Consider the following 24,471-nt stretch of genomic DNA (forward strand, 5'->3'; position numbering starts at 1 on the left):
CATGAGATCGACTCCGCAACGGCTCTCCGTACTCCTCGTCAGCACGGCCCTCATCGCCGGCGCCCTCGGCATCGGCACGATGGCCCAGGCCACGGACCCGGACGGCGGCATCCCGCCCGCCGTCGCCGCGGCCGTCCACCACACCGGCCACCAGATGGCCGCCTCCACGCAGGCGTCGGGCGACGACGCCGACGGCGACGGGTACATCCCCGCCGACCCGCCGGTCACCGGCGTCACGCCGTCCCAGGAGGTCCCGCCCCCGGCCTACCACCACGAGTTCCAGGCCGGCTGCGCGGCCTCCCACACCGCGCCCGACGACCCGATCGTCTACCCGGGCCAGTTCGGCACGTCCCACGACCACACGTTCATGGGCAACACCTCGACGAACGCCGCCAGCACCACCGCCTCCCTCTACGGCGGCGCCACCACCTGCAAGGCGCCCGCGGACGCCTCCGCGTACTGGATGCCCTCGCTCTACGACGGCGACCGGAAGATCCTGCCCGTCGGCCCGCAGGTCATCTACTACAAGGCCGGCGTCACCGACTACCGCAGCGTGCGCCCCTTCCCCAGGGGGCTTCGCTTCGTCGTCGGCAGCCCGACGCAGACCGAGCAGGAGTTCCGCGCCCACAAGGGCTTCGTCGAGGGCTGGGAGTGCGGTGACAGCTTCTTCAACACCGACTTCCCGGCGAGCTGTCCGAGCCGGCCCGACGTCCAGCTCAACCTCCGCATGCAGGCGCCCAGTTGCTGGAACGGCCTGCACCTCGACACCCCCGACCACAAGAGCCACATGGCGTACCCGGTCGTGAAGCCCGGCACCAACGACAACATGTGCCCGGCCTCGCACCCGGTCGCCCTGCCGATGATCGAGTTCAAGATGGCGTGGCCGGTCAACGGCGACATGAGCCGGGTCCGCCTGGCCAGCGGCCGCGGCTACTCCTTCCATTACGACTTCTTCAACGCGTGGGAGGAGCGCACCCTCAAGGCGCTGGTCGACCACTGCATCAACGGCGGCCTCCAGTGCGACACCCGCGGTTTCGACCTGTACCGCCCCGAGCGCGGCGCGGTGCTGAACGCCGACCACGTCCTGCCCTGACCCCGCCCACCCCGTACGGGGCGGCCCGGACGCCCGCCGCGGCACCCGGGCCGCCCCCCCGTACGGCCGCCACCGGAGCTCCTCAGATGCCTGCCGACGCCCGCTTCCCCGACGACGACGCCCTGATCGCCCGCCTGCCACCCGGCTTCCGCATCGGCGCCGCCACCTCCGCCTACCAGATCGAGGGCGCGGCGGCCGAGGACGGCCGGACCGCCTCCATCTGGGACACCTTCTGCCGCGTGCCCGGAGCCGTCGACAACGGCGACACCGGGGACACCGCCTGCGACCACTACCACCGGATGCCCGAGGACGTCGCCCTGATGGCGGACCTCGCCCTCGACACGTACCGCTTCTCCGTCTCCTGGCCGCGCGTCCAGCCCGGCGGGCGCGGCCCGGCCAACCCGAAGGGGCTCGCCTTCTACGACCGGCTCGTCGACGCACTCCTCGGCCGCGGCATCACCCCCTGGCTCACCCTCTACCACTGGGACCTGCCCCAGGAGCTCCAGGACGCCGGCGGCTGGCCCGCCCGGGACACCGCCCACCGTTTCGCCGACTACGCCGCCCTCGTCCACGACCGGCTCGGCGACCGCGTCACCCACTGGACCACGCTCAACGAGCCGTTCTGCTCGGCGGTCCTCGGGCACGTCGAAGGCGTCCACGCGCCCGGCGGGCGGTCCCTCGCCGACGGCGTCGCCGCCGTGCACCACCTCCACCTCGCCCACGGCCTCGCCGCCCGCAGGCTGCGCGCCGACGCCCGCCGCCCCCTCGACCTCGCCGTCACCCACCTCCTCGGCACCAGCGCCCCGGCCGGCGACAGCCCCGCCGACCGCGAGGCCGCCCGCCGCGCCGACGCCTTCGGCTTCCGCTGCTACCTCGACCCGATCCTGCGCGGCGGCTACCCGGACGACCTCGTCGCCGACCTCGCCGCGCACGGCGTCGAGATCCCGGTCCGCGACGGCGACCTCGCCGCCATCGCCACCCCGATCGACACCCTCGGCGTCAACTACTACCGCTCGATGCGCAGTTCGGGCAGCGACGAGCACGGCGCCACCGCCGACGCCCAGGGCCGCCCGATCACCCGCGGCCTCCCGCACGGCGGGCTGCCGGTGACCGGCCTCGGCTGGGAGGTCATGCCCCACGACCTCACCGCGCTCCTGCTCCGCATCGCCCGCGACTACCCCGGCACCCCCATGGTCGTCACCGAGAACGGCGCCGCCTACGACGACGTCCCGGACGCCGACGGCTACGTCGACGACCGGGACCGCACCGCCTACCTCTCCGCCCACCTCGCCGCCGTCGCCCGCGCCCGCGAGGCCGGCGCCGACGTCCGCGGCTACCTCGCCTGGTCGCTCCTCGACAACTTCGAGTGGGCGTACGGCTACGCCCAGCGCTTCGGCCTCGTCCGCGTCGACTACCCGACCCGGAGGCGCATCCCCAAGCGCAGCGCCCGGTGGCTCCGCGACACGGCCCTCCTGGTGCGCGGAGGGGCGTGAGCCCGGCGATTGCGGGCGGCCCCGGCGCGGCGGACGATGGAGGAAGGGCGGGCCGAGAAGGACCGGAGGAGACGTCATGGCCGAAGACCGGGGCGACCCGCTCGCCGCCTGGACCGAACGACTGCTCGCCCTCGGGACCGGCATCGCGCCGGAGGACGCCAAGGCGTTCGTCCACGACCTCTACACCGCCGCGCAGGCGGCGCTCGACGAGGAGCGCGCCGAAGTCGAGTTCCAGCGCGAGGAGTAGCACCGCCGTCCCGGACGGCTCCGCCGGGCCGCCGGGTCAGTCCCGGAGGGCCCGCAGCAGGACCGCCGCGCCGACGGCCGGCACGGCGACCAGGAACACGCCGATCAGCAGCAGCTCCAGGGGGCCGATCCGGCCTCCGGCGAGCATCAGTCCGCCGAGCAGCAGGACCACCGGCACGGCCACCGCCGTGGCGGTGCCGATCCGCTTGTGCCGGGTCGTCCACAGCGGCGACATCCAGAGCAGCGCCAGCCCGATCGCGAGGACCAGGGCGCCGAGGACGGGCTGGGCCAGGACGGTCAGGCCGCCGAGCGCGGGCAGCGCGGCGACGAGCCGGGCCGCCTGCCGGCCGGCGAGCGGGCCGGTCGGCGCGGGCGCGGCGGCGGGCGCGGGTGCGGTGGCGGGGGTCTGCGGGCCTTCCTCGGCGAGGGCGGAGGCGGCGACCGTGCGCGGTTCGCCCAGCTCGGCGAGGACCGCGCGGATCCCGGCGTCGTCCTGGGCCTCACTCACCTCGATGTGCTCGCGGAGGTCCGCGAGCAGCTCCGCCCGGCGGTCGGCCGGGAGTTCGGCGGTCTCGCGGGCCACGGAGTCGAGGTAGGCCGCGACGAGCGGGTGGTCGGTGGCGTTCATGCGGTGTCCCCCTGTGGGTCGTTGAGGAAGTGGTCGACGGCGTTCCGGAAGTGCGGCCACGCCCCGGCGAACTCGGCGAGCGCGGTCCGCCCGAGGGCCGTCAGCGCGTAGTAGCGGCGCGGCGGCCCGCTCGGGGAGTCGCGCAGCTCGGTGTCGACGAAGCCCTCCCGCCGCAGCCGTGACAGCAGGGGGTAGATCGTGCCCTGGCTGGTGGACATCACGCTGACCGCGGACAGCTCGGCGAGGAGTTCGACGCCGTACTTCGGCTCGTCCCTGAGCAGCGCGAGGACGCAGTACTCCAGCACTCCCTTGCGGAGCTGACTGGAGACCTTGCCCCCCGCCTCGTTGCTTGCGTTACCAGGAACCATGCAATGCAAGATAGCGCCGCGGGACGTCCCCGACAAGCCGCGACCCGACGGGAACCGGCCGCTCCGGCCGATCGTGTTACGGGGGAGGAGACGCCGAGACGAGGGGAGACGTGGTGGCCGCCAACGAGGCGAGGATCGAGGGGGACACCCTGCTGCTGGGAGACGGGGTGCGGGTGCGTTTCATGCGCACGCTCCGGCTGCCCGAGACCGGCACCCACCGGCTGCCCCCGGGGCTGGGCACCTTCCCGCTCCGCCGGGTCGAGGACCATCCCGACACCGTGCCCGAGCAGTGGCGCGCCAAGGGCGGCGTGATGATGCCGGTGTACCTCCGCGAGGCGATGTGGCTCAGCTTCGCCGGGAGCCCCGAACCCACGGCGCTCCAGGTCGGCGTCGGCAAGGTCTGCGCGATCTCCGGCGAGAAGTGGACGGGGAAGCTCTCGCGCCGCCCGCAGAACTACGTCGTGCTGCCCCGCCAGCCGTGGCTCGACGGCATCAACTCCGGCAAGGGCACCGTGCGCCAGTTCGTCGCCGTCCCGCTGGGCATGGGCGCCACCGTCGAGGGCCAGGTCACCGGGGAGGAGACCGTCGGCGGCCTCCAGCTCCAGGCGTTCCCGCTCGCCCCGGAGCTCCGCGCCGCCTGGCGCGAGGAGCAGCGGCGCCTCGCCGAGGAGCGGGCCCGCCGGCTCGCCGCCGCGCCCCGCTCGGCCCGGCCGGGGTTCGGCGGCCACGGCGGTCCGCCGCCGATGCCGATGGCCGCACCGGCGGGCCCGCCGCCGGCCGGCGCGGCGATGGGCGTCGGCGCCGGCGGCACCATGCGGCAGGAGGTGTACCGGGACGACCGGCCGGCCCGCGACTGGTCCGACACCGCCGACGCGCGGGTCTTCGTCCACCTGGTGACGCCGCCCGAGTGGCGCCGCATCACGGGCGAGGCGCCCCCGCCGTCGCCCGTCGACCGCGCCGCCTACACGCGCGCGGGCCTGCCCTGGTACGACTACTTCGACGCCGACGGCACGGACCTCGCCCCGTCCGGCACCCTCGCCGACGTCAAGCCGGTGGGGGAGTGGCTGGGCGACGACCTCGACCCGTGGACCCCGCCGGGCCCGCACCAGATCACGCCCCTCGGCCCGCCGCCGCCCCCGCCCGGCGCCCCGATCGCCGACGGCGACTGGTGACCCGGTACCGTGCCGGGGACGCCCGACGGGGACCCGCCCGCACGGCCGCGTCCCCGGCACGGTACGAAGACCCTGTGAACGACTCGACCCAGCCCGCCACCATCCGCGTCTTCATCGCCCTGGCACCGCCCGACGACGCCAAGGACGAACTCGCCCGCGCCCTGGCGCCCGCCTACGCGGCCCATCCCGGCATGCGCTGGAACCGCATCGAGGACTGGCACATCACCCTCGCGTTCCTCGGTGAACTGCCCGTCTCCGCCGTACCCGCCCTCCACGCCCCCCTCGCGGCGCTGGCGGCGGCCCGCCGCCCCCTCGGACTCGCCCTGCGGGGCGGCGGCCACTTCGACTCCCGGGTCCTGTGGAGCGGCATCGCCGGCGACGTGCCCGGCCTCCACCGCCTCGCCGACGACGTCCGCGCCCTCGTGAAGGAAGCCGGCATCCCCTACGAGGGCCGCCCGCTCCGCCCCCACCTGACCCTGGCCCGCGCCCGCCGCGGCGACCTCACCAGCGTCCCGGACGCCGCCACCGTCCTCGACGGCTTCGAAGGCCGCCCCTGGCCCACCGCCCGCCTCCACCTCGTCGGCAGCGACGACGCCCGCGGCCCGGCCCCGGTCCGCTACCAGGACATCGCCTCCTGGCCGTTCACCGGAGCGTGATCCCGGGCGGTGGGTTCAGGGCGCCGTGATCAGTTCGCTCAGGCGCGTCGCGAGCCACGGCCTGCGGCCGCCGGCGCGCATGCGGCCCAGGGCGATCGCCTTCCAGATCGGCATGCGGCCGAAGGAGACGAGGAGGAACGCCGTCGGCGCCGCCGCGATGCGGCAGTCGTACGGGCGCGGCGGCGCGTCCCTCGTCACCGTCGCGACGCCGTCCTCGACCACGACGGCGAGGCGCGGGCCGCCCTTGAGGGCCAGGTCGAAGGCGATCCGGACGCCCTTCGCCTTCTCGGGGTCGAGGGCGAGCGGCATCATCGTGACCATCGCCTGCCCGATCACCAGCGACGCCTCCTCGGCGCCGAGGGACCAGGGCCGGCGCGCGCCGCGCGCCATGTCGAGGCCGTGGAGCAGGGTCTCGCTGAGCATCAGTCCCGTGGCCGCCGCCAGCGGTACGGCGCGCCCCGGCCCGTACCAGGGCGCGGGGACCGGGGTGTCGGGCGCGAGCCCGGCCGACCCGCGCAGGAAGGCCGCGCCGCGCTCGGCGAGGATCGCGCCGAGCCGCTTCCGCTCCGCCCCGGCGATGAGGCCCACGGAGAGGGCGTTCACGGCGGCGATCCGCTCGCCGAACGTCCCGTCCTGCCCGCCCGGTACGGCCTCCCAGTCGATGCCCTCGCCGCCCGGTTCGCCGGGGACCGCGGCGCCGTAGGCGAGGTAGACCGCCGCGAGGTGCGCGCCGACGTCCCCGACGGACCACGGCGGGACGCCGGACGGCACCTCCATGTCGTCGATCCCGCCGACCAGTTCGACCAGCCGCCCGATCGCGGCCTCCAGCGCGACCCGCGTCCGCTCGTGCTCGGCCGCCGGATCGTAGGCCGTGACTGCACCCATGCGCGCTCCCCCAAGGCTGTGGACGGGCCCGCACATTACCGCCCGGTAGCGTGCGGGGGACAGAGTTCCGCACCTCACGAACAGGGCACTGTCCCGGGCGCCGCGCCTCGGGCATGATCATCCGCATGGACGGGGAGCGACTGGCCGGGGCGGCGCGGAACGGCGACACGGCCGAGGTGGCCCGGCTGCTGGCGGCAGGAGCCGACGCCGACGCCCCGGACGCCGAGCGGCGCACCGCCCTCGACCGGGCGGTGAACGCCGGGCACGCCCGTGTGGTCGAGCTGTTGCTGCGGGCCGGCGCGGACCCCGGGCGGCCCATCGGCGCGTACGGCGGCGACCAGACCCCGCTCACCGCCGCCGTGGGCTGGGGCCACACCGACGTGGTCCGGCTGCTGCTCGCCGCCGGAGCCCCCACCGGCCCGCAGACCCGCTTCGGCTGGGTGCCCCTCGTCCACGCCGCCACCGGCACCCACGGCGACCCCCTCGCCCTCGTCGACCTGCTCCTGGAGCACGGCGCTGACCTCGAAGAACGGCAGCGGGACATGACCCCGCTCGAATGGGCCTGCGGCCTGCCCCGCCCCGACGTCGTCCGCCGCCTCCTCGCCCGCGGCGCCGTCCCGACCCTCGAGGCCCGGGACCGCGCGGTGCACTGGGGAGCGGGGCGGAACCCGGAGCGGGTCGCCGTCTTCCGGGAGATCGTCGCCGCCCTGGCCGCCTCAGCCGCCGCCCGGTGACCCCGGCCGGCGCGGTGTGCGCAGCCGGTCGAGGAGGGCCGCCTCGGACGCCTCCGAGCGGTCGTCGGACCACCGGCCCAGCGGGACCGCCCGCAGGTGGCGGCCCCGGGGGTCGAGGAGATGGCCGCCCAGCTTCATCGACCAGAGCGTCAGCACCCGGTCCGTGACCACCAGTTCGGGAAACCGCTCGGTGAGCCGCGACTCGAACGGCGCGATGTCGTCGACCGACCGCAGCCACGCCGCGAGCAGCAGGTTGTACGGCCCCGACAGCGAGGCGCACATCCGGATCTCCCGCAGCGCGCTGATCCGCTCCGCCAGCCACGGCGCCCGGCTCTGCGGCACCGTCGCCCACAGCGACACCGACACCGGCCACCCGGACAGCGCCCGCGCCACCTCGCAGCGGTACACCAGCGCCTGCTCGGCCTCCAGCCGGTCGAGCCGCCGCCGTACCGTCGTCGGACTGAGCCCGGTCCGCTCCGCCAGCCGCGCCGCGGACTGCCGCGGATCCTCGCTCAGCACCCGCACGAGCTCCAGATCGCGCTCCTCCAGGACCCGCCCGCCCGCAGACCGGGCCGGCACCGGACGGTCGGGGCCGGCGAGCCGCCGCCGCTGCTCCTCGGTCAGCCGGTCGAGCCGCCAGCGGCTCCCCTCCGTGTGCAGGGTGGTCGCCACCTGGGTCCGGGACGCCGCCACCCCGTCCAGCGCGCCCAGCCGGAAGCCCACGTACCGGGCCAGCTCGGCCTGGTCGGCGAAGACGGCGGTCACCAGGAGGTCCCGGCCGCCGCTGACGTGCTCCAGGTTGAACACGTGCGGATCCTCGGCGATCTCCGCCGCGACCTCGTGCAGCCGCCCGGCCGCGCAGTCCACCTCGATGTAGGCGATCACCGCCGGCGCCTGCGCCCGTACCGCCGGATGGACGCTGATCCACGCGTTCCCCGCCCGGGTCAGCCGCGCCCACCGGCGGGCCACGGTCGAGGCGTCGAGTCCCAGGGCCTCTCCGACGGTCTGCCAGTCGGCGCGCGGGGCCACCTGGAGGGCGGTCACCAGCAGATAGTCCAGCTCGTCGAGCACGCCCACCACCCCGTTCCCGAAACGGCTCATTCGCGCAAACGATCAGTCACGCGCGGCGGATCCCTGCAAGCAGACGCCGTTCATCCGCCGGATCGGCACTATACCCGGCATGTTCACGCACAGCGACGCCCAGGCGCACGCCGACACCCTCATCGCCCTGCGGCACGACCTCCACCGCGCTCCCGAACTCGGCCTCGACCTGCCGCACACCCAGCGCCGGGTCCTCGACGCCCTCGCCGGACTCCCCCTGGAGATCACCCTCGGCAAGCGGCTCACCTCCGTCACCGCCGTCCTGCGCGGCGGCCGCCCCGGGCCCGCCGTCCTGCTCCGCGGCGACATGGACGCCCTCCCCGTCCACGAGGACACCGGCGTCCCGTACGCCTCCGGCACCCCCGGCCGGATGCACGCCTGCGGCCACGACCTGCACACCGCCGGGCTGGTCGGCGCCGCCCGGCTGCTCGCCGCCCGCCGCGACGAGCTCCCCGGCGACGTCGTGTTCATGTTCCAGCCCGGCGAGGAGGGCATGGGCGGCGCCGGCCTGATGATCGAGGAGGGCGTCCTCGACGCGGCGGGCCCCCGCGTCGTCGCCGCCTACGCCCTCCACGTCACCTCGACCCTGCTGCCCACCGGCTACGCGGCCGTCCGCCCCGGCCCCATGCTCGCCGCCTCCGACGCGGTCACCGTCACCGTCCGCGGCTCCGGCGGCCACGGCTCCTCGCCGCACGCCGCGAAGGACCCCGTGCCCGCCGTCTGCGAGATGGTCACCGCCCTCCAGACGATGGTGACCCGCACCGTCGACGTCTTCGACCCGGCCGTCCTCACCGTCGGCTCCCTGCACGCCGGCTCCGCCGGCAACGTCATCCCGGAGCAGGCCGTCCTGGAGGCGACCGTCCGCTCCTTCTCCTCCGCCACCCAGGCCGCCGTCCGCGCCGGGTTCGAGCGCGTCGTCCACGGCATCGCCACCGCCCACGGCGTCGACGCCGACCTCGACTACCGGGAGAACTACCCGGTCACCACGAACGACCCCGCCGAAGCCGCCTTCGCGCTCCGCACCGCCCAGGGGCTCCTCGGCCCCGACCGGGCCTTCGAGGCACCGCGCCCGCTCACCGGCTCCGAGGACTTCTCCCTCGTGCTGCGCGAGGTCCCCGGCGCCTACCTCGGCATCGGCGCCTGCCCGCCCGACCGCGACCCGGCCACCGCCCCCATGAACCACTCGCCCCAGGCCGTCTTCGACGACCGCGCCGTCCTCGACGCCGCCGTCCTGCTCGCCGAACTCGCCGCCCGCCGCCTACAGGAATCCGCCGAGGAGCCCGCATGACCACCACCGAACGCCCCGACGCCCCCGAAGCCGCCTCCCGGGACGGCGGGGCCGGATCCGTCCGCGCCGTCGTCGGACTCCTCGTCCTCTTCGAGCTGACCAGCGGCTTCCTCCAGGGCGGCATCGCGCCCCTGCTGCCCGAGATCGGCCGCGAGCTCTCCGTCCCCGACGCCGACCTCACCTGGGTGATCTCCGCCCAGCTCCTCGCCGCCGCCGTCAGCGTCCCCATCCTCGGCCGCCTCGGCGACCTCCACGGCCACCGCAAGGTCCTGCGCTGGGCGCTCGCCGCCGTCGCCGTCGGCAGCCTCCTCGTCGCCCTCGCCCCGAACCTGCCGGTGCTGCTCGCCGGCCGCGTCCTCACCGGCCCGCTCGCCGCCCTGCTGCCGCTGGAGATCGCCCTCGTACGCGACCGGCTGCCGCTCGGCCCCGCCCGCTCCGCCATCGCCCGCCTGGTCGGCGCCCTCGCCCTCGGCACCCTCCTCGGCGGCGTCCTCACCGGGGCCGTCCACGCCCTCACCGACGACGTCCGCCTCACCCTCCTCGTCCCCGCCGCCCTCGCCGCCGCCTGCGTCCCCGTCTCCTTCCTCGCCATCCCCGAGACGCGGCGCCTCGCCCCCGGCCGCCTCGACCTGCCCGGCGCCGTCCTGCTCAGCGCCACGATGCTGCTGCTCCTCTCCGGCGTCGCCGCCGCCAAGGACGACGGACCCGGCCTCCCCGCCGTCGCCCAGCTCGGCCTCGCCGCCGTCCTCGGCACCGTCTGGACCCGCGTCGAACTCCGCACCCCGGAGCCCCTCGTGGACGTCCGCGCCCTCGCCGACCGCCGGGTCGCCCCCTTCTTCTTCTGCGCCTTCGTCTTCGGCGTCGTCTACTTCGGCGGCCAGGCGCCCGACGCCACCTTCCTCGCCGCCGACCCCGCCACCACCGGCTACGGCTTCGGGCTCTCCGCCCTGTCGATCTCCCTCGTGGCGCTCCCGGCGGCGGCGACCGCCGTCGTCACCTCCTCCCTCACCGCCCGGATCGCCGGCCGGACCGGCTACGTCCCCGCCCTCGCCGTCTCCTTCGCGCTCGTCGCGGCGAGCTTCCTGACCACGGCCGCCCTGCACACCGCGCTCTGGCAGCTCGTCACCGCCAAGATCCTCGCGGGGCTCGGCCTGGGCGTCGCCCTCGGCGCCATGCCCACCGTCATCGCGGAGGCCGGCGACCCCTCCCGGACGGGCGTGACCACCGCGCTCTACAACAACGTCAAGACGCTCGGCGGCGCGGTGGCCGGCGGCGTGACGGCCGCCGTCCTCGCCGGCTCGGCTCCGCACGCAGGCGCCACCCCGAGCGAATCGGCGTACGTCACGGTCTGGCTCCTGTGCGCGGTCCTCGCCGCCGCGGCCGCCGCCCTCACCCTCGTCGCCCGGCGCGCCCCGGCGAAATCCGCTCGCGGCGCCGCCGCGAGTCCGGCACCCTGACCCCATGTCCCGACACCTCGTGTTCGCCCGGCTCACGACGGGTCACGCCACCGACCGCGCCCGCGGCTGAGCCCTTCGGTACGCCCACGGCGGGCGACGCCACCACCGGGAAGGAAGCCGACGCATGACCCTCGTGGCGATCGTCAACCCCAACACCGACGAGGCCACCACGGCGATGATGGCCGCCATCGCCCGCCGCACCCTGCGCGCGGAGGACGGCTACGACGTCCGCGGCGTCACCGTCGCGGCCGGCCCGCGGATGCTCGTCGACGAGGAGGCCCTGCGCGCCTCGGCCGGGCACGTCCTCGACGCGGCCGGGCGCCTCCTCGCCGGCCCGGACGGCGCCCGCGTCGCCGCCCTCGTCGTCGCCGCCTTCGGCGACCCCGGTGTCGAGGAACTCCGCGCCCGCGTCCCGCTCCCCGTCGTCGGCATCGCCGAGGCCGCCCTGCGGGCGGCCGGCGCGGACGGCCGCCGCTTCGGCATCGCCACCACCACGCCCCGGCTGGCCGCCGCGATCGACGCGCGCGTCACCGCCTTGGGCTGGTCTCCCCAGTACACCGGCCTCCGTCTCACCTCCGGCGACCCGCGCCGACTCGCCGCGCGACCGGCCGACATGACGGAGCGTCTGGCCGAGGCGGTCGACCTCTGCGTACGCGAGGACGGCGCCGAAGCCGTCGTCATCGGCGGCGGCCCGCTCGGCGAAGCCGCCGAAGCCCTCCGCCACCGCTTCCCGGTCCCGGTCGTCGGGCCGATCCCGGCCGCGGCGCGAGAGCTCCGGCTCCTGCTCGGACAGCCGACCCGGCGGGGTACGCCAAAGGGGTGACGGGCGCGCCGCACCCGTAACACCCGCCCGGGGGACGCGTTGCTTCGGCATGCGCATGACGTCGATGCTCGGGGTGGTGCTCACCGCCGTGTTCCTGGCGGCGGTCGCCCCCGCCCCCGCCGCCCCCGAGCGGCTCCATCCGTGCGGCCACGAGGCCACCGGCACGGCCCGGCTCCACACCGGCCCCGCCACCGCCCGCCCGTCCCTGGGACTCCTCCGGGCCGGCGACGACCTCACGGTCCTCCGCGCGTCCGGCGACTGGTACCGCGTGCGCCTCGACCGCCGCTCCCGCTCGGGGCTCCGCGCCGACACGGAGGGCTGGACCGCACAGCGGCACGTCCGGCCGCGGGACTGCCCCCGCCCGAACGGCTAGGCCGTCTCTTCCGGATCATGCCGGGCTCGCGACGCCTGGCACGCACCCTCGCCGCGTTGTCGTCAGTCGCCGACGCTCCGCGTCGACTCCCTCCTCCGCCTTGCGAGCGCACGCACCAGACGCCGCTCCCTGATCCGGCCTGATCCGAAAGAAACGACCTAGCCCGGCCCGGGAGGCCCGCGAGCCGGTCGTGGGCGCCCGGCCGGTCAGACCTTCGTGGCTCCGCAGGACAGACGGGCCGCCGCCTGCGCCACCGTGCCGTCCTCGAGGGCCTTCTGCGGCTCGGCGCAGTCGAGGATGCCCGTGCCGTCGACGAGATGGCTGAGGGCGCGGCCGGTGGACGGCTCGCCGCCGGGGCAGGTGAGGCGGAAGTCGGCGACGACCTCCCGTACGTACGTGTACTCCACGAACGTCCCCGGCCCGTCGACGTGGGTGACGTTCCCGTCGACGTCCGGCGCGGGCCGGCCGACCTCGGAGAAGGCCGCGTCCCCGCCCGCGCCCCCGATGTGGCGGCCCAGGGAGCGCAGCGCCGCGGCCGCGTCGACCTTCGGGCCCGTCTCCGTGTCGACCGCGACGCGCGGGGTGTGCAGGCGCCGGATCGGCTCGGTGAGCTTGCCGCCGCCCTTGCCCAGGACCTGCTTCTCGGCGATGCCGGTCAGGACGTCCCGCTGGTCGACGTTGAACCACACGTACGTGCCGGACGCGCACGCCGTCGCCGTCGCGCCCTCGGTCGCCCCGGTGGGCCGCGCGGTCGCGGTGGCCCGGGCGTCGCCGCCGGACGAGCAGGCGGCCGTGCCGGCGAGCAGCGCGGCCACGGCGCCCGCCGCCATCCAGTGCTTCGTGCTCTTCATGGTCTTCATGGTGGTGGTTCCCCCGTATCGCCACTGGTCGATGGCGTGACCGACTCTGCCGCTCACCGGACGTGTCCGGCAAGCGACTTGAGCGACTTCTGAGCGTCCCGGCCGGGGAGGGGGACGGCCTCCCCGGCCGGGACGCGGACCTGGCGCCGTCAGCCCGCGCGCCCGCACCGCTCCGTGTCGATCTCCGCGAGCGCCGCCTCGTTGTAGCGGGGGCCGTGCACGGTCGACGCGTTCAGCACCCGGCCCGCCGCCTCCAGGACCTCGTCGGGGACGTCGAGGTCGAGCACCGACAGGTTCTCCCGCAGATGGTCCACCGACCGCGTGCCGGGCAGGGCGACGACGTGCGGGCCCCTCGACACGACCCAGGCCAGGGCCAGTTGCGCCAGCCCGAGGCCCGCCTGCTCGGCGAGTCGCGCCAGTTCGGCGCGGCGGGCCAGGTTCGCCGGGTAGTGGCGGGCGTCGAAGCGGGGCATGCCGCGGCGGATGTCGGCGGCCGGGAGGCCCGCCGGGTCCGGCGGCGCGCCGGTGAGGACGCCCCGGGCCAACGGGCTGAACGCCACCAGCGCGACGCCCAGTTCACGGGTGGCCGCGAGCGTGCCCTCCTCCGGGTTGCGCGACCAGAGGCTGTACTCGTTCTGCAGCGCGGCGATCGGGTGCACGGCGTGGGCGCGCCGCAGGGTCGCGGCGGACACCTCGGAGAGGCCCAGGGCGCGCACCTTGCCGGCCGCCACCAGCTCCGCCATCGCCCCGACGCTCTCCTCGACGGGCACCGCCCGGTCGAGCCGGTGCAGGTAGTAGACGTCGATGACGTCGGTGCGCAGCCGGGCCAGCGCCGCGTCGGCGGTGCGCCGGATCGTCTCCGGCCGCCCGTCGATCACCCGGCGGCCGTCGACCCCGGTCATCCCGCACTTGCCGGCCAGGACGATCCGGTCCCGGTGCCCGGCGAGCACCCGCCCGACCAGCTCCTCGTTGGCGCCGAAGCCGTAGAGCGCGGCCGTGTCGAAGTGCGTCACGCCCTCCTCGACGGCCGTCAGGAGCAGCCGCTCGGCGGCCTCCGGAGTCGGCGGGACGTCGTACGCGTGGCTCAGGTTCATACAGCCCAGGCCGACCGCCGCCACTTCGAACGGCCCGATCCGGCGCGGGGCCGCGCGCCCCGCGCCGGCGGAGCTCGGCGCCGTCACGAGCCCGCGGCCGCGTTCAGCTGCTCCTCCAGGCCCGCCAGCGTCCGGTAGCAGGACAGGACCTGGGCGATCGAGGAGTTCGGCTCGCGGCCCTCGCGGATCGCGGCGACGAACTCGCGGTCCTGGAGCTCGATGCCGTCCATCGACACGTCGACCCCGCTCACGTCGATCGGCTCGTCCTTGCCGGTGAACAGGTCGTCGTAGCGGGCGATGTACGTGCCCGTGTCGCCGATGTAGCGGAAGAACGTGCCCAGCGGACCGTCGTTGTTGAAGGACAGCGACAGCGTGCAGATCGCGCCGTTCGCCGCCCGCAGCTGGATCGACATGTCCATCGCGATGCCCAGCTCGGGGTGGAGCGGGCCCTGGATCGCGTTCGCCTGCACGATCGGCGCCCCCGCCTGGTAGGCGAACAGGTCGACGGTGTGCGCGGCGTGGTGCCACAGCAGGTGGTCGGTCCAGGAGCGGGGCTCGCCCAGCGCGTTGAGGTTCTGCCGGCGGAAGAAGTACGTCTGCACGTCCATCTGCTGGATGTGGAACTCGCCCGCCTCGATCCGCCGCCGCACCCACTGGTGGCTGGGGTTGAAGCGGCGGGTGTGGCCCACCATCGCGACGAGCCCGGTGCGCTCCTGCGCCGCCAGGCACGCCTCGGCGTCGTCGAGCGAGTCGGCGAGCGGGATCTCGACCTGCACGTGCTTGCCCGCCTCCAGGCAGGCCAGGGTCTGCGCGGCGTGCATCTGGGTGGGGGTGGCGAGGACGACGGCGTCGACGTCGTCCATCGCCAGCACCTCGTCCAGCGTGGCGACGGCGCGCCCGACGCCCTGCTCGGCGGCGAACTTCCGGGCGCGTTCGAGGCTGCTGCTCACGACGGCGGCCACCTCGACGCCCTCGATCCGGCGGAGCGCGGCCGCGTGCTTGGCGCCGAAGGCGCCGCCGCCGGCCAGGGCGATCCGCAGGGTCCGGTCGTCAGTCATGTCACTCCTTCTCGGCGGGCTCTTCGGCCCGGGGGCGGTTTTCCAGGATCAGGTGTCCGACGGCGGTGTTGGACGCGGGCACGTGGTAGAAGCGGTGCTTGACCTCGACCTCGCCCGAGCCGTCGACGTCGCTCAGGGCGCCGCGGGCGATCAGCCACATGACCAGTTCGATGCCCTCGGAGCCGGCCTCCTCGACGTACTCCAGGTGGGGGACCTCGGCCAGCCCCGCCGGGTCGTCGACCAGCCGGTCGAGGAAGGCGTTGTCCCACTCCCGGTTGATCAGGCCGGCGCGCGGGCCCTGGAGCTGGTGGCTCATGCCGCCGGTGCCCCAGACCTGCACGTTCAGCGGCCGGTCGTACGACTCGATCGCCCGGCGCAGCGCCTGGCCCAGCCGGAAGCAGCGGGCGCCGGAGGGCACCGGGTACTGCACCACGTTGACGTGGAACGGGATGACCTTGCACGGCCACTTCTCGACGTCGCCGAACATCAGCGACAGCGGCACGGTCAGCCCGTGGTCGACGGCCATCTCGTTCGCGAGGGTGAGGTCGAAGTCCTCCCGGATCAGCGCGTGCGCGATGTGGGCGGCCAGGTCGGGGTCGCCCTCGACGCCGGGGACGGGACGGGGTCCGTACCCCTCGTCGGCGATCGGGTAGGACGCGCCGGTGCCGAGGACGAAGGTCGGGACCAGCGACTGGTCGAAGGCGCTGGCGTGGTCGTTGTAGACCAGCAAGATCACGTCGGGGACGTTCTCCCGCTCCCACGTCCTGGAGTACGCGTACCCCTCGAACACCGGCCGCCAGTAGGGCTCGTCGGTCTTGCCGTGGTCGAGCGCCGCGCCGATCGCCGGGACGTGCGAGGTGAAGACGGCTCCGGTGACGGTGGCGTGCCCGGCCGTCGGGGCCGGCGCGTGGGCGGCTTCGAGGACGGCGTGGTCGATGCGGTTGCCCTCGACGGAGCGGCCGCCGCCGACCATCATGGCGCGGTACTCCTCCTCGGTCATGCCGGTCATCGAGCCCGCCATCTGCTGGAACGAGAAGCCCAGCGTGGCGCCCCACTTGGCGAGGAAGTAGATGTTGCCGCCCTCGCGCATCGCCGCGTTGAGGTCGCGGTCGAGCAGGGCGCGCTTCTGCTCCTCCCGCAGCGGCCACGCGTCCAGGTAGGCGCGCTCGTCGGCGAGGTACGCCGCCCGGTTCTCCGCCGTCATCAGGGACATGCAGAACTGGTTGAGGTGGTAGCCCTTGGCCGACTGCTCGGAGTCGAAGACGGTCGTCCCCGGAACCAGCTTGTAGGTCTTGTCCAGCGCCATGTCGGCACTCCTGTCGAGGGAAGGGGTCAGTGGCCGTCGGGCCAGTACAGGCGCGTCGGGTTGTCGACGAGCAGCTTCCGCCGCAGCTCGGGCGTCGGCGCGATGTGCGGGACGAAGTCGACGAGCAGCCCGTCGTCGGGCATGTGGTCGGTGAGGTTGGGGTGCGGCCAGTCGGTCCCCCACAGCACCCGGTCGGGGAACTCCTCGACCACGCGGCGGGCGAACGGCACCACGTCGCGGTAGGCGGCCCGCTCGCCGTCGAGGGCCGGCGGGCCGCTCACCGTCAGCCGCTCCGGGCAGGTCACCTTGCACCAGATGTCGGGCCGGGCCCGCAGGAGGTTCAGGAAGGCCTCGAAGTCGGGCCCCTCCGGGTCCTTCGCAGTGTCCGGCCGGCCCATGTGGTCGATGACCAGCGGCACGGGGATCGACAGGAAGAGGTCCCGCAGGTCGGGCAGGTCGGCCGCCTCGAAGTAGACGACGACGTGCCAGCCGTACGGCGCGATCTTCCCGACGATGTCCAGCAGGTCCTGCCGCGGGGCCGCGTCGACGAGCCGCCGGACGAAGTTGAACCGCACCCCGCGCACGCCGGCCTCGTGCAGCTCCCGCACCTCGGCGTCGGTGACGTCCGGCCGCAGCGTCGCCACGCCCCGGGCCAGCCCGCCGGAGGCCCGCAGCGCGTCGACCATGGCGGTGTTGTCGGCGCCGTGACAGGTCGCCTGCACCACGACGTTCCGGCTGAAGCCGAGGTGGTCGCGGAGCGCGAAGAGCTGGTCCTTGGAGGCGTCGCAGGGCGTGTACTTGCGCTCGGGGGCGTACGGGAACTCCGTGCCCGGGCCGAAGACGTGGCAGTGCGCGTCCACGGCGCCCTCGGGGAGCCGGAACCCGGGACGGCTCGGACCGGCGTACCAGTCCAGCCAGCCGGGGGTCTTCTCGAAAGCGGTCATCGTCAGTCCTCGTACCGCAGGCCGAGCTCGGCCAGCGGGCCGCGCATCCCGTACATGTCCAGGCCGAGCTTCCCCGCGCGGAACTGCGCGCGCTTGCCCTCCTCGTTCGCCTCCCGGGCCGCCGACGCGGCGGCCACCTCGGCGGCGCGCTCGCGCGGCACCACGACGACGCCGTCGGCGTCCGCGACGACCACGTCGCCGGGGCGGACCAGGGCGTTGCCGCAGACCACGGGCACGTTGACCGAGCCGAGGGTGGCCTTGACCGTGCCCTTGGCGCTGACCGCGCGGGAGAAGACGGGGAAGTCCATCCCCTCCAGGTCGGCGACGTCCCGGACGCCGCCGTCGATGACCAGGCCGCGGCAGCCGCGGGCCCGGAAGGAGGTGGCGAGCAGCTCGCCGAAGAAGCCGTCCTCGCTCTCCGTCGTGCAGGCCGCGACGACGACGTCCCCGTCCTGGATCTGCTCGGCGGCGACGTGCAGCATCCAGTTGTCGCCGGGCTGGAGCAGCACGGTCACGGCCGTGCCGCACGTCCGTGCCTTCGGGTAGACCGGGCGCAGGTAGGGGCGCATCAGCCCGACCCGGCCCATGGCCTCGTGGACGGTCGCGACGCCGAACCGCGACAGCTCCGCGACGGCCTCCGGGTCGGCCCGGTCGATCTTCGTGTGGACGACGCCGATCTCGGTGTGTTCCATGGGTGCTTCTCCTGGGAGGCGGGGGTCAGCGGCCGGCGCCGGCCGCGGCGAGGCGGGCGGCGAGTCGGGGGTAGACGCGCAGCGCGTTGCCGGAGTAGACGGCGGCGCGCTCCTGGTCCGACAGGTGCGGGGTGGCGTCCACGTACCGCTTCGTGTCGTCGAAGTGGTGGCCGGTGCGCGGGTCGACGTCGCGCACCGCGCCGATCATCTCGCTGGCGAAGAGCACCGACCGGCTGGGGATCACGCCGGTCAGCAGGTCGATGCCGGGCTGGTGGTAGACGCAGGTGTCGAAGAAGACGTTGTCGAGCAGCGCCTCCGGATCCGGCCTGCCCAGCGCCATCGCCAGGCCGCGGAACCGGCCCCAGTGGTACGGCACCGCGCCGCCGCCGTGCGGGACGACGAACCGCAGCGTCGGGAAGTCGGCGAACAGATCGCCCTCGACGAGCTGCATGAACGCCGTCGTGTCGGCGTTGAGGTAGTGCGCGCCGGTGGTGTGGAAGGCCGGGTTGCACGAGGTGCTGACGTGGATCATCGCCGGGATGTCGTACGCGACCATCGCCTCGTACAGCGGGTACCAGCTGCGGTCGGTCAGCGGTGGCGCCGTCCAACGGCCGCCCGACGGGTCGGGGTTGAGGTTGACCGTGACCGCGCCGAGCTCCTCGACGGCTCGGGTCAGCTCGGGCAGGCAGGTCGCGGGGTCGACGCCCGGCGACTGCGGCAGCATCGCGCCGGTCGCGAACCGGCCCGGGTAGAGGGTGCTCACCCGGTGGACCAGGTCGTTGCAGATCCGTGCCCACACCGAGGAGACGCCGAAGTCGCCGATGTGGTGGGCCATGAAGCTGGCCCGCGGCGAGAAGATCGTGAGGTCGCTGCCGCGCTCGTCCATCAGCCGCAGCTGGTTGCCCTCGATCGCGGCCCGCAGGTCGTCGTCGGAGATGACCAGCTCGGCGGGGTCGGGAGCGGGGGCGCGGCCCTCGGCCGCCGCGATCTGCCGGTCGCGCCACTCCGCCAGCTGCGGCGGGGCGGTGGTGAAGTGACCGTGACAATCGATGATCATGGAATCGTCCTCGTGAGCGTCCGGGGAGGTGAGCGTCCGGGAGGTGAGCCTCCGGGGAGGTGAGCCACCGGGGCGGGGAGCGTCCGGGCGGTGGGCGGCGTCCGGGTCAGTGGGCCTGGTCGCGGGTGGGCCAGCCCGTGTACTGCTCGGCCAGATAGGCGCGTCCGGCGCGCGTCCCCACCACGTTGTCGAGCTCCCCGAGCTGACGGCGCAGGTCGAAGGAGGAGGCCCCCGGCGCGGTGTGGAGCAGCCGCGTCATCCAGTACGAGAAGTGCTGCGCCCGCCAGACCCGCCGGAGGGCCCGCGGCTCGTACTCCTCCAGCGCGGCCTCGCCCGCCCCGCCGAGCGCCCTCGGCAGCACCTCGGCCAGCACCTTCACGTCGTGCAGCGCCAGGTTGAGCCCCCGGGCGCCGGTCGGCGGCACCGTGTGCGCGGCGTCGCCGGCGAGCAGCAGCGAGCCCCAGCGCATCGGCTCCTGCACGAAGGAGCGGAACCGCAGCACCGTCTTCTCGGTGATCGGCCCCTCCATCAGCCGGAAGCCGTCCTCGCCGGCCACCCGCGCCTGGAGCGTCTCCCAGATCCGGTCGTCGGACCAGGCGTCGGCGGACTCGTCCGGCGCGCACTGGAAGTACATCCGCTGCACCGCCTCGGTGCGCTGGCTGATCAGGGCGAAGCCGTGCGCGGAGTGCGCGTAGACCAGTTCGGGCGCGCTCGTCGGCGCCTCGGCGAGGATCCCGAACCACGCGAAGGGGTACTCCGTGCCGTACCGCACCCGCCGGTCCTCCGGCACCAGGTCGCGGCACATGCTCCGCGAGCCGTCCGCGCCGACGACGTACCGCGCCCGGATCTCGTGCCGGGTCCCGTCGGGCGCCGTGTAGCGGACCCGCGGGGCGTCGGTCGCGACGTCGAGGACCTCGGTGTCGCGGATCCCGAAGTGGACGGTGCCGCCGTCGCGTGCGCGGGCGTCGGCGAGGTCGACGAAGACGTCGGTCTGCGGATAGAGCCAGGTCGAGGCGCCGACGAGCTGCTTGAAGTCGATCCGGTACGGCCGCCCGGCCGAGCGGACCTCGATGCCCTCGTGTTCGTGCCCGTCCCGCAGGATCCGGTCCGAGACCCCCGTCGCGACCAGGTCGTGGGCGACGTCGGCCTCCAGGATGCCGGCCCGCTGGGTCGTCTCGATCTCGTGACGCGTGCGGGTGTCGACGGCGACCGTCTCGATCCCGGCGCGGCCGAGCAGGTGCGCCAGCATGAGGCCCGCCGGCCCCGCACCGACCACCGCGACCGGAACCGAGACGACGGAGTCGACGGGGGCGTCGGCCATGGCATCTCCCAAGCAGCTGTGAGCGATCCGAACAGTTCGGAACGGCCCGAACGCTGCCAGCCTGCCCGGCCCCTGGTCTGCCGTGTTTCCGTCAGGCGGAAGCCGGTCCCGAACTCAGTCCGTCGTCCGGGTCCGCCTGCCGAGCTCGTCGGAGATCCCGTACGCGGCCCGCAGCAGCGGTTCGCGCAGCGCCCGCGCCCTGCTCGCGCCCCGTGCGGTGATCACGATCCCCAGCGCCGCGCTCACCGGCCCCGTCCGCCCGATCCGCACCGGCGCGGCCACCGCCACCGTGCTCTCCGACAACTGCCGGTCGCTGACGAAGACCTGCTCGCGCCGGATCCTGTCCAGCTGGGTCCGCAGGGTCTTCGGATCGGTGACGGTGTGCCGGGTCCACGCCCGCTGCGGCGCGTCGAGGACCTCCTCCTGGATGTCCGGCGGCGCGTGGGCGAGCAGCACCCGCCCCATCCCGGTGGACCCCACCGGGAACCGGGTCCCGACCGCCGTCAGGAGCTCCACCGAGCGGTGCCCGGCGATCCGCTCCACGAAGACGAGTTCGGTGCCCTCCCGCACCGCCAGCTGCACGTTCTCGTGGGTCGCCTCGTACAGGTCCTGCATGAACGGCAGCGCGACGTCCCGCAGGATCTGCGTCCGGGGACAGCCGGCGGCGATCTCCCACAGCCGCAGCCCCACGTGCCACGACCCGTCCTCGCCCCGCTCCAGCGCCCCCCAGGCCGCCAGCTCGCTCACCACCCGGTGCGCGGTGCTCAGGGCCAGGCCGGTCCGCTGGGCGATCTCGGATAGTGTCTGGGCGGGGTGCTCGCGGTCGAAGGCCGCGAGGACCTCCAGGACCTTTCCTGCCGCCGTGCTCCGGGTCGTGCTCACGCCGTCAGTCTCGCAGACGGGTGGCGAGCCACCGGACCGCGCGTGCCGGCCACCTCCTTCCGCCTCTTGCAGGCGTTTCACCGACATCACGCCCCTCACGATCCGTACGCCCCGTACGACCCGTTCGACCCAAACGACCATCACGACCATCACGACCATCACGACCGAGGAGTCGACGTGCACCGTGAACTCGTAGGGCTGTCCTCGATGGCCACCCGCCCGATACTCGCCGACCTGTCCGAGCACCTCAGGCTCGCCCACGGCACGCCGGTGCGCTTCGAGTCCGCCGGCGGCGTGGAGATCGCCCGCCGCGTGCGCGAGGGCGCCGAGGCGGACCTCCTCGTCCTCGCCGCCGGAGCCCTGGCCGCCCTGGAGCGGGAGGGCCACGTGCGCGCCGGCTCCGTCCGCCCGCTGTGGATCTCCCAGGTCGTCGCCGCGGTGCCGGCCGGCGCCCCGGCCCCCGCCCTCGGCACCGTCGCCGACCTCCGCGCCGCCCTCACCTCGGCGCGCGGCATCGCCTGTTCCACCGGGCCCAGCGGCACGGCCCTGCTCGACCTGATCGACCGCCTCGGCCTGGCCGACACCCTCGCCGACCGCCTCGTCCAGGCCCCGCCCGGGGTCCCCGCCGGCAGCCTCCTGTCCTCCGGCCGCGCCGACCTGGCCTTCCAGCAGCACAGCGAACTGATGGACCTTCCGGGGGTCACCGTCCTCGGCCCGCTGCCCGGCGACACGGCCATCACCTCGGCCTTCAGCGGCGGCGTCCTCACCGCCGCCGCCGACCCCGGAGCAGCCGTCGCCGTCCTCGGCCTCCTCGGCTCGGAGGAGGCGTCGCGGCTCGCCGGTGCCCGGGGGATGGCACCGGCCCGCTGAGCTGAGGCTCCGCCGGGCGGTCGGCGGTGGTCAGCCGGGGCGGAAGACGCGCAGGCCGGACACCTCGAAGGACATCTCGTTCGTCGCGGGGTCGGGCGCCGGGTGGTAACGGCCTGCGCACACCGAGAGGTTGACGATGAGGCAGGCGTGCCAGGACCGCCCCACCCCCCGCCCGTCCGCGAACACCTCGGAGCCGTTCACCCACCAGCGCACCGACCGTGCCCCGAACTCCGTCCGCAGGTCCACCCATCCGCCGGGACGCACGGCGGGGGAGCGGTAGTAGCGGTGGGTGCCCCGTACCCGGTTGGAGAGTTCGAGCAGGTCGGGGTTGTCCGGGTGGTACTCGAAGACGTCGACCTCCTGACCGCCGTCGCGCCAGGTCCAGATCGCCGGCCAGGCGCCGGCCTCCACCGGCAGCCGGACCCGCGCCTCCAGGACGTCACCGGTCCGCACCTCGAAGCCCTCGGCGCTCCCCTCCGTGGTGAGCAGCCCGCTGTCCCACAACCCGTCCGGGCGGCGGGTCGCGCGGAAGACCCCGGAGCGGCTGTACGCGGGATCGTCCACGAGGTGGTCGAGCTTGTTGTCGAGGGGATTGACCGGACCGCCGTCGGGATAGGCCCAGCTCCGGCCGGCGACCCACTGCGCGGGCGACGCGAAGTCGGCGGTGAGGACCGGATCGTCGGGGAGGGGTGGCGCGGCCATGGCGGCTCCTCACGGATCAGGCGGCGAACGCGCGGACGGGGGTGGGGGACGAGATCGATCACCCCATGGCTCCCCGCGTCCCGCCCCTCACATGCGGAACCCCCGCCTCCCTGGCGAGAACTCGACACGAGCTGGCGGCCGCCGCCTTAGACGTCGTTTCTTATGGCTGTCCGAGCGGCATGAGAGTCTCCGGTCATGAGCTATGACCTTGCTGTGTGGGAAGGCGAGAGGCCGGCGGATGACAAGACCGCCGGCCAGGTCTTCAGCGACCTCTACGACCGCTACATCGACGGCGAGGTGGAAGAGCCTCCGTCCGAACGCGTTGCGGCTTACGTGGCCGCGCTGCTTGAGCGGTGGTGCGACATCACCGAGGACGAGGAGGACACCTCGCCCTGGTCGACCGGTCCGTTGATCGACGAGGCCAGTGGTCCGCTGATCTACTTCGCCATGCGGTGGAGCATGGCCGAGGAGGCGTCGGCCTACGCGGCGGCCGTCGCGGAGTCCATGGGACTGGTCTGCTTCGACGTGCAGCAGGACCGGCTCAGGCCGTGAGCAGGGCCGCCAATCGGCGGTAGCCGATCAGGGTCGCGGCTATGCCGACGAAGGCGAGGAAGTGTTCGGCCTTGCGTTCGTACCGCCGGTGGAGGCGCCGGCAGCCCGCCAGCCAGGACACGGTTCTCTCGACCACCCAGCGATGCCGGCCCAGCCGCTGCGAGGACTCGATGCCCTTGCGGGCGATGCGGTGGCGGATACCCCGCTTGCGGAGCCATCGGCGCAGGTGGTCGTAGTCGTAGCCCTTGTCCGCGTGCAGCTTCGCCGGCCTCCGACGCCGGGGCCCGCGCCGGGACCGGATGGGCGGGATACCGCGCACGAGCGGCTCCAGGCCCTGGCTGTCATGCATGTTCGCACCCGAGATGCCCAGGGACAGCGGCAGTCCGTTGCGATCGCAGATCAGGTGGATTTTCGATCCCAGTTTGCCGCGGTCGGTCGGATTCGGTCCGGTCAGTGGCCCCCTTTTGCGGCCCGCAGACTGACGGAGTCGATCGCGCACCGTGACCAGTCCAGTTCGCCCCGCGCTCCGAGTTCGTCGAGGATCACGCGGTAGAGCCGGGCCCAGACCCGCTCCCGGCTCCACTGGGCGAACCGGCGGTAGACGGTGGGCCAGGCGGGACCGAACACCGGCGGCAGCTGCCGCCATGTGCAGCCTGAGGTCGCCACGAAGATGATTGCCGCCAGGGCTTCACGGTCACCCGCCCGACGCCGGCCACCGCCCTGCGGACGTATCACCTCAGTCGGTGGCACCACCCGCTGAAACAGCACCCACAACTCGTCCGGTACCAGCCGCTCAACCAGATCCGTCATGAACGG

27 protein-coding genes are annotated in these 24,471 nt (G+C 74.5%); 12 read left to right on the plus strand and 15 right to left on the minus strand.

The window, feature by feature from the left end:
• Window position 1: 1 nt before the first annotated feature.
• From ABFY03_RS35465 to ABFY03_RS35475, 3 genes are all read left to right on the plus strand, one after another.
• A complete protein-coding gene (locus ABFY03_RS35465; RefSeq protein ID WP_319008952.1) occupies window positions 2-1,093 on the plus strand; it encodes a DUF1996 domain-containing protein in 1,092 nt (363 codons plus the stop codon).
• 86 nt (window positions 1,094-1,179) lie between these two features.
• Window positions 1,180-2,586, plus strand: coding sequence for a GH1 family beta-glucosidase (locus tag ABFY03_RS35470; protein ID WP_346171912.1), 1,407 nt, complete (start codon window positions 1,180-1,182; stop codon window positions 2,584-2,586).
• A gap of 76 nt (window positions 2,587-2,662) precedes the next feature.
• Complete coding sequence (locus ABFY03_RS35475; protein WP_319008954.1) at window positions 2,663-2,833, plus strand: hypothetical protein; 171 nt, start codon at window positions 2,663-2,665, stop codon at window positions 2,831-2,833.
• Between the two features lie 36 nt (window positions 2,834-2,869).
• Here the strand turns inward: ABFY03_RS35475 and ABFY03_RS35480 are convergent, their stop codons facing one another.
• Window positions 2,870-3,460, minus strand: a complete 591-nt coding sequence (locus ABFY03_RS35480; RefSeq protein ID WP_346171913.1) for an HAAS signaling domain-containing protein — start codon at window positions 3,458-3,460, stop codon at window positions 2,870-2,872.
• The gene (locus ABFY03_RS35485) at window positions 3,457-3,828 is read right to left on the minus strand and encodes a PadR family transcriptional regulator (protein ID WP_319008956.1); all 372 of its coding nucleotides are present in this window, start codon (window positions 3,826-3,828) and stop codon (window positions 3,457-3,459) included. The genes ABFY03_RS35480 and ABFY03_RS35485 overlap by 4 nt, the downstream gene beginning before the upstream one ends.
• A 113-nt stretch (window positions 3,829-3,941) precedes the next feature.
• On the opposite strand from ABFY03_RS35485, the gene ABFY03_RS35490 reads away from it, so the two are divergent.
• Window positions 3,942-5,000: a hypothetical protein gene (locus tag ABFY03_RS35490; protein ID WP_346171914.1), complete on the plus strand. Its 1,059-nt coding sequence runs from the start codon at window positions 3,942-3,944 to the stop codon at window positions 4,998-5,000.
• Window positions 5,001-5,074: 74 nt separating this feature from the next.
• The gene (gene thpR / locus ABFY03_RS35495) at window positions 5,075-5,656 is read left to right on the plus strand and encodes an RNA 2',3'-cyclic phosphodiesterase (protein WP_319008958.1); all 582 of its coding nucleotides are present in this window, start codon (window positions 5,075-5,077) and stop codon (window positions 5,654-5,656) included.
• Between the two features lie 15 nt (window positions 5,657-5,671).
• Here the strand turns inward: thpR and ABFY03_RS35500 are convergent, their stop codons facing one another.
• Complete coding sequence (locus tag ABFY03_RS35500) at window positions 5,672-6,541, minus strand: maleylpyruvate isomerase N-terminal domain-containing protein (protein ID WP_346171915.1); 870 nt, start codon at window positions 6,539-6,541, stop codon at window positions 5,672-5,674.
• Window positions 6,542-6,666: 125 nt separating this feature from the next.
• On the opposite strand from ABFY03_RS35500, the gene ABFY03_RS35505 reads away from it, so the two are divergent.
• A complete protein-coding gene (locus tag ABFY03_RS35505) occupies window positions 6,667-7,275 on the plus strand; it encodes an ankyrin repeat domain-containing protein (protein ID WP_346171916.1) in 609 nt (202 codons plus the stop codon).
• Here ABFY03_RS35505 and ABFY03_RS35510 read toward each other — a convergent pair.
• Window positions 7,258-8,376: an Lrp/AsnC family transcriptional regulator gene (locus ABFY03_RS35510; protein WP_319008961.1), complete on the minus strand. Its 1,119-nt coding sequence runs from the start codon at window positions 8,374-8,376 to the stop codon at window positions 7,258-7,260. The genes ABFY03_RS35505 and ABFY03_RS35510 overlap by 18 nt on opposite strands.
• A 79-nt stretch (window positions 8,377-8,455) precedes the next feature.
• Between ABFY03_RS35510 and ABFY03_RS35515 the strand changes: the two genes are divergently transcribed.
• The 4 genes from ABFY03_RS35515 (at window position 8,456) to ABFY03_RS35530 (ending at window position 12,317) form a co-directional block, all read left to right on the plus strand.
• Window positions 8,456-9,664: a M20 metallopeptidase family protein gene (locus ABFY03_RS35515; protein WP_319008962.1), complete on the plus strand. Its 1,209-nt coding sequence runs from the start codon at window positions 8,456-8,458 to the stop codon at window positions 9,662-9,664.
• The gene (locus ABFY03_RS35520) at window positions 9,661-11,121 is read left to right on the plus strand and encodes an MFS transporter (RefSeq protein ID WP_346171917.1); all 1,461 of its coding nucleotides are present in this window, start codon (window positions 9,661-9,663) and stop codon (window positions 11,119-11,121) included. The genes ABFY03_RS35515 and ABFY03_RS35520 overlap by 4 nt, the downstream gene beginning before the upstream one ends.
• Before the next feature lie 124 nt (window positions 11,122-11,245).
• Window positions 11,246-11,944, plus strand: a complete 699-nt coding sequence (locus tag ABFY03_RS35525; protein ID WP_346171918.1) for an aspartate/glutamate racemase family protein — start codon at window positions 11,246-11,248, stop codon at window positions 11,942-11,944.
• A gap of 55 nt (window positions 11,945-11,999) precedes the next feature.
• On the plus strand, window positions 12,000-12,317 hold the full coding sequence (locus ABFY03_RS35530) for an SH3 domain-containing protein (RefSeq protein WP_346171919.1): 318 nt from the start codon (window positions 12,000-12,002) through the stop codon (window positions 12,315-12,317).
• A 206-nt stretch (window positions 12,318-12,523) separates the two neighbouring features.
• On the opposite strand, the gene ABFY03_RS35535 is transcribed toward ABFY03_RS35530, so the two are convergent.
• From ABFY03_RS35535 to ABFY03_RS35575, 9 genes are all read right to left on the minus strand, one after another.
• The gene (locus ABFY03_RS35535) at window positions 12,524-13,168 is read right to left on the minus strand and encodes a hypothetical protein (protein WP_346171920.1); all 645 of its coding nucleotides are present in this window, start codon (window positions 13,166-13,168) and stop codon (window positions 12,524-12,526) included.
• A gap of 158 nt (window positions 13,169-13,326) precedes the next feature.
• Entirely contained in the window at window positions 13,327-14,358 is a 1,032-nt protein-coding gene (locus ABFY03_RS35540; protein WP_346171921.1) for an aldo/keto reductase, read from the minus strand.
• Window positions 14,355-15,329 (minus strand): Gfo/Idh/MocA family oxidoreductase, encoded by a 975-nt coding sequence (locus ABFY03_RS35545; RefSeq protein WP_346171922.1) that lies wholly within the window; start codon window positions 15,327-15,329, stop codon window positions 14,355-14,357. Before ABFY03_RS35545 ends, ABFY03_RS35540 begins: the two co-directional genes overlap by 4 nt.
• Before the next feature lies 1 nt (window position 15,330).
• Complete coding sequence (gene ligA / locus ABFY03_RS35550) at window positions 15,331-16,635, minus strand: protocatechuate 4,5-dioxygenase subunit alpha (protein ID WP_346171923.1); 1,305 nt, start codon at window positions 16,633-16,635, stop codon at window positions 15,331-15,333.
• Between the two features lie 26 nt (window positions 16,636-16,661).
• A complete protein-coding gene (locus ABFY03_RS35555; protein WP_319007764.1) occupies window positions 16,662-17,579 on the minus strand; it encodes an amidohydrolase family protein in 918 nt (305 codons plus the stop codon).
• Window positions 17,580-17,581: 2 nt separating this feature from the next.
• On the minus strand, window positions 17,582-18,271 hold the full coding sequence (gene ligK, locus ABFY03_RS35560) for a 4-carboxy-4-hydroxy-2-oxoadipate aldolase/oxaloacetate decarboxylase (protein WP_319007763.1): 690 nt from the start codon (window positions 18,269-18,271) through the stop codon (window positions 17,582-17,584).
• A 25-nt stretch (window positions 18,272-18,296) separates the two neighbouring features.
• Window positions 18,297-19,328: an amidohydrolase family protein gene (locus tag ABFY03_RS35565; RefSeq protein ID WP_346171924.1), complete on the minus strand. Its 1,032-nt coding sequence runs from the start codon at window positions 19,326-19,328 to the stop codon at window positions 18,297-18,299.
• 106 nt (window positions 19,329-19,434) lie between these two features.
• Window positions 19,435-20,649: a 4-hydroxybenzoate 3-monooxygenase gene (locus ABFY03_RS35570; protein ID WP_346171925.1), complete on the minus strand. Its 1,215-nt coding sequence runs from the start codon at window positions 20,647-20,649 to the stop codon at window positions 19,435-19,437.
• Between the two features lie 114 nt (window positions 20,650-20,763).
• The gene (locus tag ABFY03_RS35575) at window positions 20,764-21,531 is read right to left on the minus strand and encodes an IclR family transcriptional regulator (protein ID WP_346171926.1); all 768 of its coding nucleotides are present in this window, start codon (window positions 21,529-21,531) and stop codon (window positions 20,764-20,766) included.
• A 177-nt stretch (window positions 21,532-21,708) separates the two neighbouring features.
• Here ABFY03_RS35575 and ABFY03_RS35580 point away from each other — a divergent pair, with 177 nt between their 5' ends.
• Window positions 21,709-22,401: a substrate-binding domain-containing protein gene (locus ABFY03_RS35580; protein ID WP_346171927.1), complete on the plus strand. Its 693-nt coding sequence runs from the start codon at window positions 21,709-21,711 to the stop codon at window positions 22,399-22,401.
• A 30-nt stretch (window positions 22,402-22,431) separates the two neighbouring features.
• On the opposite strand, the gene ABFY03_RS35585 is transcribed toward ABFY03_RS35580, so the two are convergent.
• Entirely contained in the window at window positions 22,432-23,103 is a 672-nt protein-coding gene (locus tag ABFY03_RS35585) for a beta-glucanase (protein WP_319007758.1), read from the minus strand.
• A 195-nt stretch (window positions 23,104-23,298) separates the two neighbouring features.
• Here ABFY03_RS35585 and ABFY03_RS35590 point away from each other — a divergent pair, with 195 nt between their 5' ends.
• On the plus strand, window positions 23,299-23,655 hold the full coding sequence (locus ABFY03_RS35590) for a hypothetical protein (protein ID WP_346171672.1): 357 nt from the start codon (window positions 23,299-23,301) through the stop codon (window positions 23,653-23,655).
• Here ABFY03_RS35590 and ABFY03_RS35595 read toward each other — a convergent pair.
• Window positions 23,645-24,465, minus strand: a protein-coding gene (locus ABFY03_RS35595) for an IS5 family transposase (RefSeq protein WP_428838199.1) whose coding sequence is annotated in 2 segments (ribosomal slippage) — window positions 23,645-24,108 and window positions 24,108-24,465 — 822 coding nt in all. Because the reading frame shifts where the segments join, the coding sequence is not laid out codon by codon here. The two genes, ABFY03_RS35590 and ABFY03_RS35595, sit on opposite strands and share 11 nt — an antisense overlap.
• Between the last annotated feature and the right edge of the window lie 6 nt (window positions 24,466-24,471).

Source organism: Streptomyces roseofulvus, from assembly GCF_039534915.1.
GTDB classification, from domain to species: domain Bacteria; phylum Actinomycetota; class Actinomycetes; order Streptomycetales; family Streptomycetaceae; genus Streptomyces; species Streptomyces roseofulvus.

Coding starts and splice junctions, on each gene's coding strand:
- ABFY03_RS35465 (WP_319008952.1), top strand. CDS start 2: ATGAGATCGACTCCGCAACGGCTCTCCGTACTCCTCGTCAGCACGGCC.
- ABFY03_RS35470 (WP_346171912.1), top strand. CDS start 1,180: ATGCCTGCCGACGCCCGCTTCCCCGACGACGACGCCCTGATCGCCCGC.
- ABFY03_RS35475 (WP_319008954.1), top strand. CDS start 2,663: ATGGCCGAAGACCGGGGCGACCCGCTCGCCGCCTGGACCGAACGACTG.
- ABFY03_RS35480 (WP_346171913.1), bottom strand. CDS start 3,460: ATGAACGCCACCGACCACCCGCTCGTCGCGGCCTACCTCGACTCCGTG.
- ABFY03_RS35485 (WP_319008956.1), bottom strand. CDS start 3,828: ATGGTTCCTGGTAACGCAAGCAACGAGGCGGGGGGCAAGGTCTCCAGT.
- ABFY03_RS35500 (WP_346171915.1), bottom strand. CDS start 6,541: ATGGGTGCAGTCACGGCCTACGATCCGGCGGCCGAGCACGAGCGGACG.
- ABFY03_RS35505 (WP_346171916.1), top strand. CDS start 6,667: ATGGACGGGGAGCGACTGGCCGGGGCGGCGCGGAACGGCGACACGGCC.
- ABFY03_RS35510 (WP_319008961.1), bottom strand. CDS start 8,376: ATGAGCCGTTTCGGGAACGGGGTGGTGGGCGTGCTCGACGAGCTGGAC.
- ABFY03_RS35515 (WP_319008962.1), top strand. CDS start 8,456: ATGTTCACGCACAGCGACGCCCAGGCGCACGCCGACACCCTCATCGCC.
- ABFY03_RS35520 (WP_346171917.1), top strand. CDS start 9,661: ATGACCACCACCGAACGCCCCGACGCCCCCGAAGCCGCCTCCCGGGAC.
- ABFY03_RS35525 (WP_346171918.1), top strand. CDS start 11,246: ATGACCCTCGTGGCGATCGTCAACCCCAACACCGACGAGGCCACCACG.
- ABFY03_RS35530 (WP_346171919.1), top strand. CDS start 12,000: ATGACGTCGATGCTCGGGGTGGTGCTCACCGCCGTGTTCCTGGCGGCG.
- ABFY03_RS35535 (WP_346171920.1), bottom strand. CDS start 13,168: ATGAAGAGCACGAAGCACTGGATGGCGGCGGGCGCCGTGGCCGCGCTG.
- ABFY03_RS35545 (WP_346171922.1), bottom strand. CDS start 15,329: ATGACTGACGACCGGACCCTGCGGATCGCCCTGGCCGGCGGCGGCGCC.
- ligA (WP_346171923.1), bottom strand. CDS start 16,635: ATGGCGCTGGACAAGACCTACAAGCTGGTTCCGGGGACGACCGTCTTC.
- ABFY03_RS35555 (WP_319007764.1), bottom strand. CDS start 17,579: ATGACCGCTTTCGAGAAGACCCCCGGCTGGCTGGACTGGTACGCCGGT.
- ligK (WP_319007763.1), bottom strand. CDS start 18,271: ATGGAACACACCGAGATCGGCGTCGTCCACACGAAGATCGACCGGGCC.
- ABFY03_RS35565 (WP_346171924.1), bottom strand. CDS start 19,328: ATGATCATCGATTGTCACGGTCACTTCACCACCGCCCCGCCGCAGCTG.
- ABFY03_RS35570 (WP_346171925.1), bottom strand. CDS start 20,649: ATGGCCGACGCCCCCGTCGACTCCGTCGTCTCGGTTCCGGTCGCGGTG.
- ABFY03_RS35585 (WP_319007758.1), bottom strand. CDS start 23,103: ATGGCCGCGCCACCCCTCCCCGACGATCCGGTCCTCACCGCCGACTTC.
- ABFY03_RS35590 (WP_346171672.1), top strand. CDS start 23,299: ATGAGCTATGACCTTGCTGTGTGGGAAGGCGAGAGGCCGGCGGATGAC.